We start from the raw sequence: 16,751 nt of genomic DNA, 5'->3' as shown, positions 1-16,751 counted from the left end.
GCGCTCAGGCCACGCCGGGGCGCCCCCAGCGCTCGATCGCGCCGACCGCCAGCCGCACCCCGTCCTCCCGCGCGATCCGCGCACCGAGTTCGACGGCACGCGCTTGCGTGTCGGCGCGTGCCGCGAACGCGATCGCGCGTGCTAGCGCCGCAGCGTCCACACGCCGCCCCGCTACCGGCGCATCGGCCACACCGAGGCGTTGCAGCCGGCTCGCCCAGAAAAACTGATCGCCCGCGAACGGCACGACGACCGACGGAATGCCCGCCCGCGCGGCCGAATGCGTGGTACCCGATCCGCCGTGGTGGATCGCCATCGAAACACGCGGAAACAACCGGTCGTGCGGCGTCTCGCCGATCATGCACACATGCGCCGGCAGCATCGACGCATCGATGCCGCTCCAGCCCGGATGGAACAGCGCGCGCCGGCCGTCGAGCGCACGCAGCAGCGCGTCGACCATCGCGGCCCGGTCGAACCCGGCCATGCTGCCGAAGCCGATATACACGGGCGGATCGCCCGCGTCGAGAAAGCTCGACAGCGCGGGCGGCGGCGTCCACGCCGGCGCGTCGACACGCCATTGACCGCATGCCAGCACATGCGGCGGCCAGTCGGCCGGATCGGCCAGCAGCGCGGGCGACACACCGTAGAGCATCGGATGATCGGTCCATACGCGCCGGCGCGGCAGCAGTCCGCACACGCTGGCGCGCGCTGCATTGGTCGCCCTCTTGAACGCATGCCACAGCAGTGCGTTCACGAACCCGTGGCTCGCGCGATTCAGCCAGCGCGGCACCTTGCCGGGCGGCAGAAACGGCGACGCGAACGCAGCGGTCGGCGTGATCGGAATCATTCCCGTGCCGATCGCCGGCACGCCGCGATACTCGGCGATCGACAGCCCGACGAATGACGCCAGCCCCGACACCAGGATCGCATCGCAACCGGCCGATGCGGCCGCGACTTCGCGCATCCATGACGCCGTGTTCGCATTCGCGATCGCCGCGAGCGCCTTCGACGTGTCGTTGAAACCGCCGCGCCCACGCACCGCGCCGGACAACGCGCCATCCGGCGCGATCGCCGCGCGGATGTCGCCGGACAGCGGTGCGCAAGGCACGCCGAGCGCGGCGGCCGAACCGAGCGTCGCGGCGTCGGCCAGCAACCTGACCTCATGGCCGGCATCCAGCAGCGCGCGGCCGAGCGCCGCGAGCGGGCGCGTGTCGCCTTCGGTTCCGTAGGTGGCGATGACGAGTTTCATGCGTGGCTCCTCCTGCACGATGCAGGCGAGTGGATTCGTAAAAATGCACGTCGTATACTAATGCAATTCGTACACTTTCAGTCGATACCGAACCATGCCGACGACGACCGACGATCCGGGCCGCCGCGCACGCAAGCGCATCCAGATGCTCGCGCATCTCGCCGACACCGGCGCACGCCTGTTCGATGCTCACGGCTACGATGCCGTGACGATGGAACAGATCGCCGCGCAGGCCGATGTCGCGAAACGCACGCTGTACAACCACTTTCCGACGAAGGAGGCCGTGCTCGCGCACTGGCTCGAAAGCGAACTCGCGCGCGATCTCGCGCATCTGCAGCGCGACATCGCGCGACGGAAGACCTTCGCGTCGCGGATCGCCTGCGTGCTCGACGCGTCGGCCGCGTGGTGCGAACAACATCCGGTGTACCTGCTCGCATACCTGCGGCATCGATTCCTGAGCATCGGCGTGGCGGAAGCGGAAAGCGGGAAAGGCAACGGCGGCGACATCGCATCCGTGTGGGAGCAACTGATCGCGGCCGGACAGCAGGCAGGCGAACTGAACCCGGCACTGGCGGCCGACCAGCTCGCCACATGGTTCCATCACCTGTATCTCGCGGCGATGCTGCGCTGGCTGACCGTGCCGGGGTTGATGCTGAAGCGGGAATTCCAGTCGGTCGCGAAGCTGTTCGTCGAAGGCGCGCACGCAAAAGCGTGAGCGGTCGTCGCGGCCCGTCAGCGCTCGGAGCCGCCGACGGCTGCTGATCGATCACCTCGCGCATCGTCACGATCTGCGCGGACAGCGTTGGCTGCGCTTCGCCCGAATCGCGCGCGCTCGGGTAGTCGCGCTTGAATCGTTTGTAGTAGTCCTGCTGATGTTCCATCCGTTCGTTCAACACATCGCGTTTCGCGCGAGAATCGCGTCGAACGTGATGCTTGCCCGGGCTGTCGCGCTGAAAAAGCGCGCGCGCCAACCGTGGAAGGTATCGCGCGATGAGGAGGGATTTTTACAACGATTGCACGAACCGGATGCCAAATTTCCCGCGCAGCAGTATGCTGGTGCCGTACGACCGCGCACGATGCCTCGGGCAATCCCTTAGTCCGCACGTCGTCGCGCCGCCGTCGCGACCGCAATCATGCGTTGCAAGGAGGGCTTCTTGATGGCTACCACGCATCAGCACTTCCACCTCGAACTACGGCACGCCACCGCGCCGACGTATTTCATCAGCTACCTGTTTCCCGCCTTGCTGTTCGTCTACGAACTGCTGCGCGTCGGCCAATGGATCCGCGATCACGGGATGCAATTCGCCGCGTTCAAGCAGATGGGTTACGAATATCTGCTGATGCTGCTGTTCGTCGGGTTGCAGATCGTCGTCGAGGCGATCTTCCTGCTCGGTGCCGCGATGCGCCGCGACAATCGCGACTTCGAACACCGGCTGCCGAACGTGGTTCTCGGCATCGGCTGCTCGATCGCGATTCTCGCGATCGACCTCGCGATCCAGCTGTCGTTCTGAGCGCCGGCGGGTTCGGCCCGCCGGGTCGCATCGCACTGCGGCGCCCTGGCGTTCACGCGAGCGCGTCGCGCAGGAACGTCGCCACGGCCGCGAGTACGTCGTCGGTCCGCTCGCGATGCGGCATGTGTCCGCATCCGTCGAGCAGCAGGAACGACGACGGCCCCGCGACGCGCGCGGCGATCCGTTTCGGATGCACGTCAGATCCGTATTCGTCCTGCTCGCCGTGAATCGCGAGCGTCGCGCACCGCACGCGCGGCAGTTCGTCGTCGAGGCTCCAGTCGCGAAACGCCGGCGACAGCCACGTATCGACCCACGCACGCAGCACCCATTCGGCCTTGTCGCCGTGATAGCGCGCGAGCCGGTCGAGCTGGCCGGGCGCGTCGAACTGCTGCTCCGCCTCGCGAATGCCGTCGCGCGTGCGATCCTCGACGAACGCCTGCGCGGAGACCGTCACCAATGCGCGGCAACGCGCCGGATACGCCGCCGCGCATCCGACCGCCATGCCGCCGCCGACGCTGTGCCCGAACGCCACGAACGCATCGATGCCGAACCGCTCGAGCAACGCATGGAACCCTCGATCGGCCTCGTCGCGTACGAACGTCGTGCCGAGTTGCCCCGGATGACGATCGGACCGGCCGAAGCCCAGCCGGTCGTAAGCGATCACGTCGCGCCGGGTGGCGCGCGCGAGTTGCGCGGGGAAGTCGCGCCATAGTTCGACGCAGCCGAGCGAATCGTGCAGCAGCACGATCGGCGCTGCCGGCGTAGGCGCGGCCGGCTCAGGCGCGGCCGATGCCTGCGCCGGCGCGCCGTGCCAGCGCTTCGCGAAGAGACGCCCTTGCGGCGTCTCGACCCAGGTCTCCTCGGTCACGATTTCAGTCATGTGTGTCGTCTGCATGAAGGCGGCCGCACACGCGGGCCGCATCGAATGCCGACGATGGTGGCCCGGCGACGCATGCCGCGTCAAGCAAGCCCCGCCGTCCGCGCGCTCATTCGGGTTGTGGCGGCAGATATTCCATCTGCGACTCGTCGTACAGCCGGTAGATCAGCGCCTGCATCGCGCGGATGTCCTCCGACTCGTCGAGCATCCGCATGCTCATGATGATCGGCGACACGAGGTTCGGATCGTCGAGCGGCTTGTAGCTGATATCGTCGCGCTTCAGGCCGTACACGCTGTGCGGCACGACCGACACGCCCTCGCCCATCGCGACGAGCCCGAGCGCGATCTGCAGTTCGCGCGTCTCGTAGATCTTGCGCGGCTGCAAAGCGCGATCGTGAAAGGCGGCGAGCACCTGGTCCGCATAGCTCGGCCGTGGGGCCTTCGGAAAAATGATCAGCGTGTCGTTCACGAGATCGTGCAGCGACAGCACGGGCTTCGCGCCGTCGAGCACGTGACCGACCGGCAGCGCGACGATCATCCGCTCCTCGCGCAGCACGACGCGCCGCACGCTCGGATCCTCATGGCGGATGCGGCCGAACCCGACGTCGATGCGCCCTTCCTTCAGCGCCTTGATCTGGTCCATCGTCGACATCTCGTGCAGGCTCAGCTCGACGGCCGGATACTCGCTGCGAAAGCGCCGGATGATCTTCGGCAGCATCCCGTAAAGCGTCGAACCGACGAATCCCACCGACATGCTGCGCTCGATCTTGCCGACCCGTTTCGTCATCGATTCGAGTTCGGTGGTCTGCGCGAGCAGTTGCACCGCGTGCGAATAGAAGAACCGCCCCGCGTCGGTGAGCTTCAGCGGCCGCGCGTTGCGCTCGAACAGCGGCACGCCGAGCGCCTCCTCGAGCTGCTGGATCTGCCGGCTGAGCGGCGGCTGCGCGATGTGCAGGCGCTCGGCCGCACGCGTGAAATTCCGCTCCTCTGCAACCGCGACGAAGTAGCGGAGGTGTCTCAACTCCATGTTCGAACCCTCCCGGACCGGCAACGGACGTTCATTCGGCTCCGCGCGGACACATGCCGCGCCGCTCGTCCCGCGATCGCCTGATCCCGATGCCATGACGATACCTCAGCCCGCGTCGCTACCGGCGCGAGCAGCGCGGTGCCGGACGCCGGGGCGGCACCACGCCAAGCAAAACGGGAAGCCGCCAGGCTTCCCGTTTCGTCATCGATGCCGCGTCGCGGCAGCGTCTCGATCGTGTGTCACGCCTCGGTCGCGTACAGCGCGTCGCGTTGCGCGTCGCTCAGCGAGTCGAGCGGCACGTCCGGCAGCCGATAGCAGATCATCGCGCCGTACAACTCGGCCAGGCAGTTGCTGCCGGCGTCGAGCGCATAGCCGTCCTCGCCGTCCGGTGCCGGCGGATACACTTCGCGCCACGCGTTGATCGCGGCTTCGATTCGCACGATGGAAACGGGTCCGGCCTTCCGCTCGGCGGGTGATGCGCTCATGGATTCCTCTGGGTTGCGCGTTCCGCGGGCCGTGCCGGCCGCGGCGGAACGATGGAAACGGCGGGCGCCGCCGGCCGCCGCGAGTGGCGCGCGCCGGATGCCCGATCCGCGTCGCGCTCGTCGCGCCAGCCGGGCCGTGGCCCGGCAAGGTCGGGCAATATAACCGGCTTTGACCCCGTGCAGGGAAAAGCGGACAAAAAAAACGGGAAGCGCGCAGCTTCCCGTTTCATTGCGCCATCGCGCGACCGCGTGCCAGGCGGGCATCAGCCCACGGTTTCGCGGTTCTCCACGCGCTGCATCTGCGCGCCGCGATTCGCGGCGACCCACGGCGCGATCTCCATGTCCTCGTAACGCACGAAACGGCTCTTGTTCAGAAGCCGGTAGCCGAGCCACACGACGAGGAACAGCGGAATGCCGACGTAGGTCGCGGCCACGCCCGCCCAGTCGATCCGGTTCGCGAGGAACGCCTGATAGTCCTGGCCGAGCGCGATCACGAGACACAGGACGAACGCGAACAGCGGGCCGAACGGAAACCACTTCGACTGGTACGGCAGCTGGTCGACTGCGTAGCCCTGCTTCACATAGCCCTTGCGGAACCGGTAATGGCTGATCGCGATGCCGAGCCACGCGATGAAACCCGTCATCCCCGACGTGTTCAGCAGCCACAGGTACACAGTCTTGTCGCCGTACAGCGAGGTGAAGAAGCACAGCGCGCCGACGGCGGTCGTCGCGTACAGCGCGTTGCGCGGCACGCCGCCGGCCGACAGCTTCGCGAACAGCTTCGGCGCGCGGCCTTCCGTCGCGAGGTTGTAGAGCATCCGCGTCGACGCGTACATGCCCGAGTTGCCGGCCGACAGAACGGCCGTCAGGATCACCGCGTTCATCACACCGGCCGCGAACGCGAGGCCCGCGTGGCGGAACACGAGCGTAAACGGGCTCACGCCGATGTCGGTCACGTCGCTCTTCAGCAGGTTCGGATCGGTATAGGGAATCAGCACGCCGATCACGAAGATCGCCAGCACGTAGAACAGCAGGATCCGCCAGAACACCTGGCGCACCGCGCGCGGGATCGTCGTGCGCGGGTTCTCCGATTCGCCGGCCGCGACGCCGATCAGCTCGGTGCCCTGGAACGAGAAGCCCGCGATCATCGCGACGCCCATCAATGCGGGCAGGCCACCCGCGAACGGCGCGTCGCCGATCGTCAGGTTGCCCCAGCCGTTGGCCGGCGCGCCTTTCAGAATGCCGAAGATCATCAGCAGGCCGACGCCGATGAACGCCAGCACGGTGACGACCTTGATCAGCGCGAACCAGTATTCGGCCTCGCCGAAACCGCGCACCGTCAGTGCGTTGAGCAGGAACATCACGCCGAGGAACGCGGCGCTCCACCAGACGCCCGGCACGTCCGGGAACCAGTAGTGCATCACGAGTTGCGCGGCGACGAGTTCGACCGCGATCGTCACGGCCCAGTTGTACCAGTAGTTCCAGCCGAGCGCGAAGCCGAAACCCTCGTCGACGTATTTCGCGCCATAGGTCGCGAACGAGCCCGACACCGGCATGAACGCGGCCATCTCGCCGAGGCTTGTCATCAGGAAGTAGACCATCAGGCCGATCAGCATGTACGCGACCATCGCGCCGCCGGGGCCGGCCTGCGAGATCGACGCGCCGGACGCGACGAACAGGCCCGTGCCGATCGAGCCGCCGATGGCGATCATCGTCAGATGGCGCGCCTTCAGCGCGCGATGAAGCTTGGGTGGGTTCGCGGACGAACCGGGTTGGTCGGAATTCGGAGTTGCGGACATAAACGAGACGAACGTTGAGCGGGCCGGCATCCGGAGCCGGCGCGTGCGGGATCGGGGCGCGGCGCGCCGCCTGCTGCGATGCATTCGATGCGGCCCCGATATGCGTTGTGCGCCGGGCGCCTGCGGCGAAGCGCGGATTCTACCTGATTCGCCGAGCGGAGAGCTGAGCGCCGAACGCCCCAGGCATTGCGTACAGACGCAGCAGAATCAACAAGTTGGATGCGGCGACGGCGACGAGACGGCGGCACGGCCGCGGGTTGCGCGGCACAGGTCATGCCATTCATGCGGTCATGCGCGGCCCGAACCGCGTAGCGAGTAATCGCGCGGGCGCAATGATTCGATCCTGTATTAAAACGACAAATCGATCGACATCTGACGCCAATAATCAGACAAAATACCGGCCGCCGTAATTGATTTAAATCAAATTCGATACCTGGCTCACGGTAACGGTACGTAATCGTTCCGAATCGCGATCGGCGCATGCATCTTTTGCATCGCCCGGCGAAATCCGGGAATTCGCGAGATAATGCCGAATAATGCGAATTAATCAGTGCGCGGAATCGTCTGCGACGCAAATATCCGCCGCCCGTCCCCGAGAATGAAGCCACACACGCCGCTCGCTACGCTGCGCAGTCATACCGCGTCGGCCGTGGCACGCATTCTGTCGCCCCGCGGCGTGCTCGTAGCGGGCGTCGTGCTGTTGCTGTTCAGCTGGGGGCTCTCGACATCGCTGTTAATCGAGGCACGCCACGACGCGTATGACCACGCGGTCGAAAATTCGCGCAACCTGATGCTGCTGATCGAGCGCGATATTTCTCGCAATATCGAACTGTACGATCTGTCGCTTCAAAACGTCGTCGACGGTCTCGCTGATCCGGAGTTGATGACATTGCCGCCGCGTCAGCGCCACCGGCTGCTGTTCGATCGCGCGGCGACCGGTGCGTATCTCGGCGCCATTTTCGTGATGGATGCGCATGGCAATATCGTGATCGATTCGGCCGAATCGCCGCCGCGACAAGGCAATTTCGCCGACCGCGACTATTTCGCCGTGCATCGCGACCGGCTCGCGCAAGGTCTTTACATTAGCCGACCCTATGCGTCGCAGTTGCGCGGCGGCGCGTTGACGATCGCGCTCAGCCGCCGGATCACGCTGGCCGACGGCCGCTTCGGCGGGATCGTCGTCGGCACGCTCAGCATCGACTACTTCCGCGCGCTGCTCGACGGTCTCGCGGTCGGCAAGCACGGCAGCGCGGCAATCGTCGAGGACAACGGCACGCTCGTGTCGCGCCTGCCGTACGATGCGCGCGTGGTCGGCCTCGATCTTCACGACGCACCGCTCTTCATCGAGGCGCAGCGCCGCAGCGAAGGCGCGCTGACGGGCATCGGCGCGATCGACAGCGTGCGGCGCATCTATGTTTACAAGCATCTCGCGAATCTGCCGCTCGTCGTCGACGTTGCGCCCGCGGAAATCGACGTCTATGCATCGTGGCGCCATCGCACGATCTGGGCCGCCGTGCTGATGTGCCTGTTTACGGCGTTCATCGGCTGGGGCTCGCTCGCGCTGTCGCGCGAACTCAAGCGCCGGCAGATCGCCGAGTCGAAGCTGTACCGGCTCGCGTACACCGATTCACTGACGGGGCTCGACAACCGCGGCACGTTCGACACGGTGCTCGCGAAGGAAGCGCAGCGCGCGTCGCGCAGCGGCCGCCCGCTGTCGGTGCTGTTCGTCGACGTCGACCATTTCAAGGCGTTCAACGACTATTACGGCCACCTCGCCGGCGACGACGTGCTGCGCCGCGTCGCGCAATCCGCGTCGGGCTGCCTGCGCCGCGACAGCGACCACGTCGCGCGCTACGGCGGCGAGGAATTCGTCGTCACGCTGCCCGACACCGATGCGCGGGGTGCGGCGACCGTCGCCGAAGCGATCCGCCATGCAATCGCCGGGCTCGACATCGCACACGCGCGCAGCCCGTACGGGCACGTGACGGCGAGCATCGGCGCCGCGACCACGGCCGGCGGGCGCGTCAACGCAGCGACGCTGCTGCGGCAGGCCGACGAAGCGCTGTACCGTGCGAAGTCCGGCGGACGCAATCGCGTGTCGAACGCCGAGGCAAACACGGCCGACGCGTGACACGACGGCCGGCGCGGCGGCATCCGCGCCGCGCCGCCGTGGACAGCCCGCGCGTGTTCGGCTAGCGTTACGTCAGCCGCGCGCGCGGCGCGGCGCCGACCCGCGCGGGCCGCACGCGCGTATTCCGGCCACCCCGCCGGCCTCCCCGGCCATCCCCGCTCCGTCATGACCGCCCAGCTTCCTGCCCGATTGCCGCCGCTCCTGCGCCATGCGCTCCGTCCCCTGCTGGACCCTTACCGCCGCTACCGGCACGCGAAGCTGATCCATGCGGCACGCGTCGCGCTCGCGATCCTCGTGTCGATCGCCTTGTCCACCGGGCTGCGCGTGCCGCACGGCGAATGGTCGACGATCACCGTGCTGATCGTCGTCGGTGGGCTGCAGCACCACGGCAATATCCGCAAGAAGGCGGCCGAACGCGCGCTCGGCACGTCGATCGGCGCGCTCGCGGGGCTCGGGCTGATCCTGCTCTACTCCGTCCTGCACGCGCCGCTCGCGATCTACCTGCTGATGGCGATCGCGTGCGGGTTCTGCGCGTATCACGCGATCGGCAAGGCCGGCTACATCGCGCTGCTGTCGGCGATCACGATGGTGATCGTCGCCGGACACGGCGACAACGAGATCGTCGACGGCCTGTGGCGCGCGGTGAACGTGCTGACCGGCATCGCGATCGCGCTGGCTTTCTCGTTCGCGCTGCCGCTCTACGCGACTTACTCGTGGCGCTACAAGCTCGCCGACGCGCTGCGTGCGTGCGCGGCCGTGCATGCGCGCCTTGCGGGCGACCGCCACGTGAGCGACGACGCACACCTGAAGGAAATGGCCGCGCTGAGCGCACTGCTGGTGCAGTTGCGTTCGCTGATGCCTTCGGTGTCGAAGGAATGCGAGATTCCGGTCGCGCAGCTCGAGGCGATCCAGCGCGGCCTGCGCCTGTGCATCGGCTATCTGGAGATTCTGTCGAGCACGGTGCCGGCCCGCGACGACGTGGCTGCCCGCGAATACATGCGCAACGAAATGAAGGCCGTGAACCGGCGCATCCGCGACACGCTCGTCGGCGCGAGCCGCGCGCTCAAGTTCGGCACGCCGAGCCGGCTCGCGGCCCGCCGCCGGCCGGCCGAGCCGCCGCACGGCGCGCCGCCGCCGCAGCTGTCGGGCTATGTATCGATCACGGCCAAGCTGGCCGGCGAAGTGGATCAGTTGCGCGAGAAACTGCTCGATACCGCGCAGGCGTGGAATATCTGAAGAGCGGCGGATTCCGGCGGACGGCGGACGCCTTTCAAATTCCCTTCAATAAGGCGAACCGGATGCCGGCGCCAGCGGCCGTGCGTGTCGGCCGCTCCGGCCCCCGAAACCGGCCCCGCGCGGTGGCGCGATCCCGCCGGTTTCAACGGTCGCCCGGATCGGTTCCCGGCGGATTCTCCGGCCGGTTGATCGCCCGTCAGGCCCGCCGCGACAAGCCCGACGACGTATTGGCGCGAAAATCAGGTCTTGCCCCAACTTCCCGGACAGCCGATACTCGCATATTCCGCGAAATACGATCCCACCGGCTTCAATCCACGGTAATTCCTATGAGCACGATTCTCGAAAGCCTCCCGACCGGCCAGAAGGTCGGTATCGCCTTCTCTGGCGGCCTGGACACCAGCGCCGCGCTGCACTGGATGAAACTGAAGGGCGCCGTCCCGTACGCATATACGGCGAACCTCGGCCAGCCCGACGAAGACGATTACGACGCGATCCCGAAACGCGCGATCGAATACGGCGCAGCCGGCGCCCGCCTGATCGACTGCCGCGCGCAGCTCGTCGCCGAAGGCATCGCGGCGCTGCAAAGCGGCGCGTTCCACATCACGACGGCCGGCGTCACGTACTTCAACACGACGCCGATCGGCCGCGCCGTGACGGGCACGATGCTCGTCGCCGCGATGAAGGAAGACGGCGTCAACATCTGGGGTGACGGCAGCACGTACAAGGGCAACGACATCGAGCGCTTCTACCGCTACGGCCTGCTCGTGAACCCGGACCTGAAGATCTACAAGCCGTGGCTCGACCAGACGTTCATCGACGAACTCGGCGGCCGCGCCGAAATGTCCGAATTCATGAACCAGGCCGGCTTCGCATACAAGATGTCGGCCGAGAAGGCGTATTCGACCGACTCGAACCTGCTCGGCGCGACGCACGAGGCGAAGGATCTGGAAAGCCTCGAAAGCGGCATCAAGATCGTGAACCCGATCATGGGCGTCGCGTTCTGGCGTGACGACGTGAAAATCGCCGCCGAGGAAGTGACGGTGCGCTTCGAAGCAGGCCAGCCGGTCGCGCTGAACGGCGTCGAGTTCAAGGACCAGGTCGAGCTGCTGCTCGAGGCGAACCGCATCGGCGGCCGCCACGGCCTCGGCATGAGCGACCAGATCGAGAACCGCATCATCGAGGCGAAGAGCCGCGGCATCTATGAAGCCCCGGGCCTCGCGCTGCTGTACATCGCGTACGAGCGCCTCGTCACCGGCATCCACAACGAAGACACGATCGAGCAGTACCGCGAGAACGGCCGCCGTCTCGGCCGCCTGCTGTACCAGGGCCGCTGGTTCGACCCGCAGGCGATCATGCTGCGCGAAACGGCACAGCGCTGGGTCGCGCGCGCGATCACCGGCGAAGTGAAGATCGAACTGCGCCGCGGCAACGACTACTCGATCCTGAGCACGAAGTCGCCGAACCTCACGTACCAGCCGGAACGTCTGTCGATGGAGAAGGTGGCGTCGACATTCTCACCGCGCGACCGGATCGGCCAGCTGACGATGCGCAACCTCGACATCACCGATACGCGCGACAAGCTGCGCGTCTACACGCAAGTCGGCCTGCTGACGCCGGGTGAATCGTCGGCGCTGCCGCAGATCAAGGGCGACGGCGAGCAGTAAGCGTCGTCGTTCGACACGCCGGACGCGTAGCCGATACGCGTCTCGGCCGGGCAGGCCACGTATGCGTCGCCGCACGCGCGGCCTGCCGTTCCCCTTCCGCCTCTACCCTTCCTGCGTTTCCCCTGCTATCGCATCACGCCCGCATCGCCCGCGAACGGCGCTGCAACGCTGCTGCATTCATGGCAAGCTCCGAGCCGTCCGATTTTCGGCCCGGCGCGGGACCTCCCTCACCGTCATTCACCTGAACGGCCCGATCATGATCGATACGTCGAAGGCGACGGCCGATGCATGTGTGCGGGAGATCGTGCAAAACGTCCGCGCATCGGGCGCATAGCCGAACCTTCGATCGCCGCGTCCGGCATGCGCCGCCGTCAATGATGCTGCCGCACTCCCGGCACGACCTGCTCGCGCGCACCCTTGCGGCTCAGCAGCAGCGTGACGACCGCCGATACCGCGAGCGTGCCCGCAACCACGTACAGTCCGGCCGCATACCCGCCCGTCACGTGCTTGAGCCAGCCGATCGCGAACGGCCCGACGAACCCGCCGAGGTTGCCGATCGAATTGATCATCGCGATCCCGGCGGCCGCGCCGGCGCCTGACAGGAACGCGCTCGGCATCGCCCATAGCGGCGCCTTCGCGGCGCTGATCCCGATGTTGACGACGACCAGCGCGAGCACGGTCAGGAGCGCGGTGCTCGCCTGCCCCGCGAACACGAAGCCGATGCAGGCCAGCACGCACGGGATCACGACGTGCCAGGGGCGCTCGCCGGTGCGATCCGAATGCCGTGCCCATCCGATCATCGCGACGACCGCGGCGATGCTCGGAATGCCGGTCAGCAGGCCCGTCTGCAACGCGGTGAAGCCGAACTGCCTGACCATCAGCGGCGCCCACAGGCCGAGCGTATAGAGCCCCGCCGACGTGCCGAAGTAAATCAGCGCGAGCGCCAGCACGCGCGCGTCGCGCAGCGCCTGCCACGCGCCGGCCGTATGTCCGGCATGCGTGTGCCGCGCATCGGCCTCGGACTTCAGCTTCGCGATCAGCCAGTCGCGTTCGTCCGGCTGCAGCCACGCGGCCTTCGATGGCGCATCGGTCAGGCACTTCAGCACGACGAAACCGAGCGCGACCGCGGGCAGCGCCTCGATGATGTAGAGCATCTGCCAGTCGGCGAGGCCCAACATCGGCGGCATCTGCATGATCGCGCCCGACAGCGGCGAGCCGATCGCGGTCGAGATCGGCGCGGCCGCCATGAACCACGCGGCGGCCACCGCGCGCTGCTTCGCGGGAAACCACAGGCTCAGGTACAGGATGATGCCGGGAAAGAAACCGGCTTCCGCCATGCCGAGCAGGAAGCGCAGCACGTAGAAGCTCGTCGGCCCGGCCGCGAACGCGGACGCCGCCGACACGATGCCCCACGTGATCATCACGCGCGCGATCCAGATGCGGGCGCCGACACGATGGAGAATCAGGTTGCTCGGCACTTCGAACAAAAAGTAGCCGATGAAGAACAGCCCGCCGCCGAGCCCGAACGCGGTCGGCGACAGGCCGATCGCCTTGTTCATTGTCATCGCCGCGAAGCCGACGTTCACGCGATCGAGAAAGCTGACGAAGTAAAGCAGCATCACGAACGGAATGATGCGCCACATCAGTTTCCGCGCGACGCGGGTTTCCAGATCCGCTTGCATGTGTCTCCTCCTTGGAGGTCGGGCCGCGCTCTCCGCGAAGCCCGGTGGGTGCCGGCCGGCGTCACGGCGAAGCGTGTGCGCCGGCGCCCGGCTCGCGTCGAATGCGCGCGTCGCGGGCAAGAAAATCCGCGCAGCCACGAACGGAACGCGGCCGGCTGCGCACACGCGCGGCCGTCGCCGTTCGTGCTGCCGTCAGATCGCGACCGCCGCGCGCGCGACACGCTCGCAGACGGCGGCCGTCACCTGCGCGGTCGTCGCACTGCCGCCGAGATCGCGCGTATGCAGCGACGGATCGGCCGTGACGGCCTCGATCGCCTGCATCACACATACGGCCGCTTCCGTCTCGCCGAGATGCTCGAGCAGCATCACGACCGACCAGAACGTGCCGACCGGATTCGCGAGGCCCTTGCCCATGATGTCGAAGGCGGAACCGTGAATCGGCTCGAACATCGACGGATAGCGGCGTTCGGGATCGATGTTGCCGGTCGGCGCGATGCCGAGGCTGCCGGCCAGCGCGGCGGCGAGATCGCTGAGGATGTCCGCGTGCAGGTTGGTCGCGACGATCGTGTCGAGCGACGCCGGGCGGTTCACCATGCGCGCGGTCGCGGCATCGACGAGTTCCTTGTCCCACGTGACGTCGGGGAATTCCTGCGCGACCTGCTTCGCGATCTCGTCCCACATCACCATCGCGTGACGCTGCGCGTTGCTCTTGGTGACGACGGTCAGCAGCTTGCGCGGACGCGACTGCGCGAGCCGGAACGCGAAGCGCATGATGCGTTCGACGCCGGCACGCGTGAGGATCGACACGTCGGTCGCCGCCTCGATCGGATGCCCCTGGTGCACGCGGCCGCCAACGCCTGCGTATTCGCCCTCCGAGTTCTCCCGCACGATCACCCAGTTCAGGTCGTCCGGCCCGCAGCGCTTGAGCGGCGCGTCGATGCCGGGCAGGATGCGCGTCGGGCGCACGTTCGCGTACTGGTCGAAGCCCTGGCAGATCTTCAGGCGCAGGCCCCACAGCGTCACGTGATCGGGCACGTCCGGATCGCCGGCCGAGCCGAACAGGATCGCGTCCTTGCCGCGCAGCGCGTCGAGGCCGTCGGCCGGCATCATCGCACCGTGCCGGCGGTAGTAATCGGCGCCCCAGTCGAAATCCTCGAACTCGAACGCAAAGCGGTCGCTGCCGCGAGCGAGCGCTTCCAGCACCTGCTTGCCGGCCGGCACCACTTCCTTGCCGATGCCGTCGCCGGGAATGGTCGCAATACGGTAGGTCTTCATGCTGACATCCTTGATTGATCGTGAGCGTGAACGCACTTTATCCAACTGGAAGTGCAGTAACCGGGGCTATACTCAAAGCATCTTTAACTTCAATTCACGAATCCCGCCATGACGGATACCGTCCAGCCGTCCGATCTCGGCTTCTTCTCGACACTGGCCGCATCGGGCAGCCTGAGCGCGGCGGCGCGCGAACTCGGACTGACGGCGGCGGCCGTCAGCAAGCGGCTCACGCAGATGGAGCGGCGCGCGGGAGTGACGCTCGTCAACCGCACGACGCGGCGCATGATGCTGACGCCCGAAGGCGACGTGTATCTCGACTACGCGCGCCGGATCCTCGATCAGATGGATGAGCTCGGCGAACTGCTCGGCAGCGCGAAGCAGCGGCCGAAGGGACTCCTGCGCGTGAACGCGACGCTCGGCTTCGGGCGCAGCCACGTCGGCCCGGCGATCTCGCGATTCGTCACGCGCTATCCGGAGGTGTCGGTCCAACTGCAGTTGTCGGTGATGCCGCCGCCGCTCACCGACGACGCGTTCGACGTGTGCATCCGCTTCGGCGAGCCGCCCGATGCGCGTGTCGTCGCGCGACGGCTCGCGCCGAACCGGCGGCTGCTGTGCGCGGCGCCCGCATATCTCGCGCGACACGGGACGCCCGGCACGCCGCACGAGCTGACGCGGCACAACTGCATCGGCATCCGGCAGGGCGACGAAGGCTATGGAATCTGGCGGCTGACGAGCGGGCGCGGCGCGGCGCGCAACACGGAAGCCGTGCGGATCAACGGCAACCTGACGACGAACGACGGCGAGATCGCGGTGAAATGGGCGCTCGACGGGCACGGGATCCTGATGCGCGCCGAATGGGATATCCGCGACTATCTGGCGGACGGGCGCCTCGTCGTCGTGCTGCCGGACCACGAGACGCCGAGCGCCGACATTTACGCGGTATATGCGCAGCGGCACCAGATGTCCGCGCGGATACGGGCGTTCGTGGATTTTCTGGCGGGAGAACTGGGCGGGTGACGGCACGCGGACGGAGCAGACATCGGCGCCCGAAACGCTGATATTCTGGCGAATCGAACCATTGCATGATCGGGATATCCGCGCCGCCGCATCATCCCCCGCCGCTGCGCCAACCTTGCCGGAGCCGCCATGTTCGATCTGACCACGCTAACCACCTTCACCGCCGTCGTACTGGGTCTGTTCCTGATTCCCGGCCCCGCCGTGCTGCTCGTGCTGAGCCGCACCGTACAGGGCGGTCGCAGGACCGGCATCCTGACCGGGCTCGGCGTCGCGAGCGGCGACTTCGTGCATACGCTGTTCGCGGCGGTCGGGCTGTCGGCGCTGCTGATGACGTCGGCGCTCGCGTTCAACGTCGTGAAGCTGGTTGGCGCCGCGTATCTGATCTACCTCGGCGTGCGCGCGCTGCTCGACAGGCCGTCCGATCCGTCGCTGCCGCAGGTGTCGCCCGTCACGCCGCTGAAGGCGTACCTGCAGGCAATTCCCGCCGAAGTGCTGAACCCGAAGACCGCGCTGTTCTTCCTCGCGTTCATGCCGCAGTTCGTGCATCCGGAACGCGGCTCGACGTTCGTGCAGTTCGCGGTGCTCGGGCTGATCTTCGTCGTGCTCAGCTCGCTCTACACGACGCTGATCGCGTGCTCGATCCGCCCGCTCGGCCGCCTCGTGAAGCGGCTCGCATGGCTCACGCGCTGGCAGGGGAAAATCATCGGCTCGATCTTCATCGCGCTCGGGCTGCGCGTCGCGGTCCAGCAACGCTGACGCGCGCGTTTCGCATGACGCCCGGCGCGGCAACCGCCGGCGCAA

At 67.2% G+C, this 16,751-nt stretch carries 14 protein-coding genes; 7 read left to right on the top strand and 7 right to left on the bottom strand.

Annotated features, from left to right (window positions below; translation table 11 throughout):
• Positions 1-4 precede the first annotated feature (4 nt).
• Positions 5-1,246, bottom strand: a complete 1,242-nt coding sequence (locus tag WI26_RS17455) for a glycosyltransferase (RefSeq protein ID WP_069226656.1) — start codon at positions 1,244-1,246, stop codon at positions 5-7.
• 94 nt (positions 1,247-1,340) lie between these two features.
• Between WI26_RS17455 and WI26_RS17450 the strand changes: the two genes are divergently transcribed.
• Together WI26_RS17450 and WI26_RS17445 are read left to right on the top strand one after the other, a co-directional pair.
• On the top strand, positions 1,341-1,961 hold the full coding sequence (locus tag WI26_RS17450; protein WP_069226655.1) for a TetR/AcrR family transcriptional regulator: 621 nt from the start codon (positions 1,341-1,343) through the stop codon (positions 1,959-1,961).
• Positions 1,962-2,403: 442 nt separating this feature from the next.
• The gene (locus tag WI26_RS17445) at positions 2,404-2,757 is read left to right on the top strand and encodes a hypothetical protein (RefSeq protein ID WP_059466632.1); all 354 of its coding nucleotides are present in this window, start codon (positions 2,404-2,406) and stop codon (positions 2,755-2,757) included.
• Positions 2,758-2,809: 52 nt separating this feature from the next.
• On the opposite strand, the gene WI26_RS17440 is transcribed toward WI26_RS17445, so the two are convergent.
• The 4 genes from WI26_RS17440 to WI26_RS17425 all read right to left on the bottom strand — a co-directional run bounded on the left by WI26_RS17440 (position 2,810) and on the right by WI26_RS17425 (position 6,945).
• Positions 2,810-3,637, bottom strand: coding sequence for an alpha/beta fold hydrolase (locus tag WI26_RS17440; protein WP_069227767.1), 828 nt, complete (start codon positions 3,635-3,637; stop codon positions 2,810-2,812).
• A 106-nt stretch (positions 3,638-3,743) separates the two neighbouring features.
• Entirely contained in the window at positions 3,744-4,661 is a 918-nt protein-coding gene (locus WI26_RS17435) for a LysR family transcriptional regulator (protein WP_059448822.1), read from the bottom strand.
• A 239-nt stretch (positions 4,662-4,900) separates the two neighbouring features.
• On the bottom strand, positions 4,901-5,146 hold the full coding sequence (locus WI26_RS17430; protein WP_006761486.1) for a DUF3717 domain-containing protein: 246 nt from the start codon (positions 5,144-5,146) through the stop codon (positions 4,901-4,903).
• Between the two features lie 263 nt (positions 5,147-5,409).
• Positions 5,410-6,945, bottom strand: coding sequence for an amino acid permease (locus WI26_RS17425; RefSeq protein WP_069226654.1), 1,536 nt, complete (start codon positions 6,943-6,945; stop codon positions 5,410-5,412).
• Between the two features lie 598 nt (positions 6,946-7,543).
• On the opposite strand from WI26_RS17425, the gene WI26_RS17420 reads away from it, so the two are divergent.
• The 3 genes from WI26_RS17420 (at position 7,544) to argG (ending at position 11,976) form a co-directional block, all read left to right on the top strand.
• Complete coding sequence (locus WI26_RS17420) at positions 7,544-9,076, top strand: sensor domain-containing diguanylate cyclase (protein WP_059466634.1); 1,533 nt, start codon at positions 7,544-7,546, stop codon at positions 9,074-9,076.
• Positions 9,077-9,241: 165 nt separating this feature from the next.
• Positions 9,242-10,312: an FUSC family protein gene (locus tag WI26_RS17415; RefSeq protein WP_069226653.1), complete on the top strand. Its 1,071-nt coding sequence runs from the start codon at positions 9,242-9,244 to the stop codon at positions 10,310-10,312.
• A gap of 326 nt (positions 10,313-10,638) precedes the next feature.
• A complete protein-coding gene (gene argG, locus WI26_RS17410; protein ID WP_059503747.1) occupies positions 10,639-11,976 on the top strand; it encodes an argininosuccinate synthase in 1,338 nt (445 codons plus the stop codon).
• Positions 11,977-12,347: 371 nt separating this feature from the next.
• On the opposite strand, the gene WI26_RS17405 is transcribed toward argG, so the two are convergent.
• A complete protein-coding gene (locus tag WI26_RS17405) occupies positions 12,348-13,658 on the bottom strand; it encodes an MFS transporter (protein WP_069226652.1) in 1,311 nt (436 codons plus the stop codon).
• 192 nt (positions 13,659-13,850) lie between these two features.
• Positions 13,851-14,933, bottom strand: coding sequence for a tartrate dehydrogenase (locus WI26_RS17400; protein ID WP_069226651.1), 1,083 nt, complete (start codon positions 14,931-14,933; stop codon positions 13,851-13,853).
• Between the two features lie 108 nt (positions 14,934-15,041).
• On the opposite strand from WI26_RS17400, the gene WI26_RS17395 reads away from it, so the two are divergent.
• Together WI26_RS17395 and WI26_RS17390 are read left to right on the top strand one after the other, a co-directional pair.
• Positions 15,042-15,950, top strand: coding sequence for a LysR substrate-binding domain-containing protein (locus WI26_RS17395; RefSeq protein ID WP_069226650.1), 909 nt, complete (start codon positions 15,042-15,044; stop codon positions 15,948-15,950).
• A gap of 129 nt (positions 15,951-16,079) precedes the next feature.
• Positions 16,080-16,706 (top strand): LysE family translocator, encoded by a 627-nt coding sequence (locus tag WI26_RS17390; RefSeq protein ID WP_059466640.1) that lies wholly within the window; start codon positions 16,080-16,082, stop codon positions 16,704-16,706.
• Positions 16,707-16,751: the final 45 nt, after the last annotated feature.

The organism is Burkholderia diffusa, from assembly GCF_001718315.1.
GTDB classification, from domain to species: domain Bacteria; phylum Pseudomonadota; class Gammaproteobacteria; order Burkholderiales; family Burkholderiaceae; genus Burkholderia; species Burkholderia diffusa_B.
The sequence above is the reverse complement of the archived record's forward strand: the minus strand, read 5'-3'. Positions and strand labels throughout refer to the sequence as shown.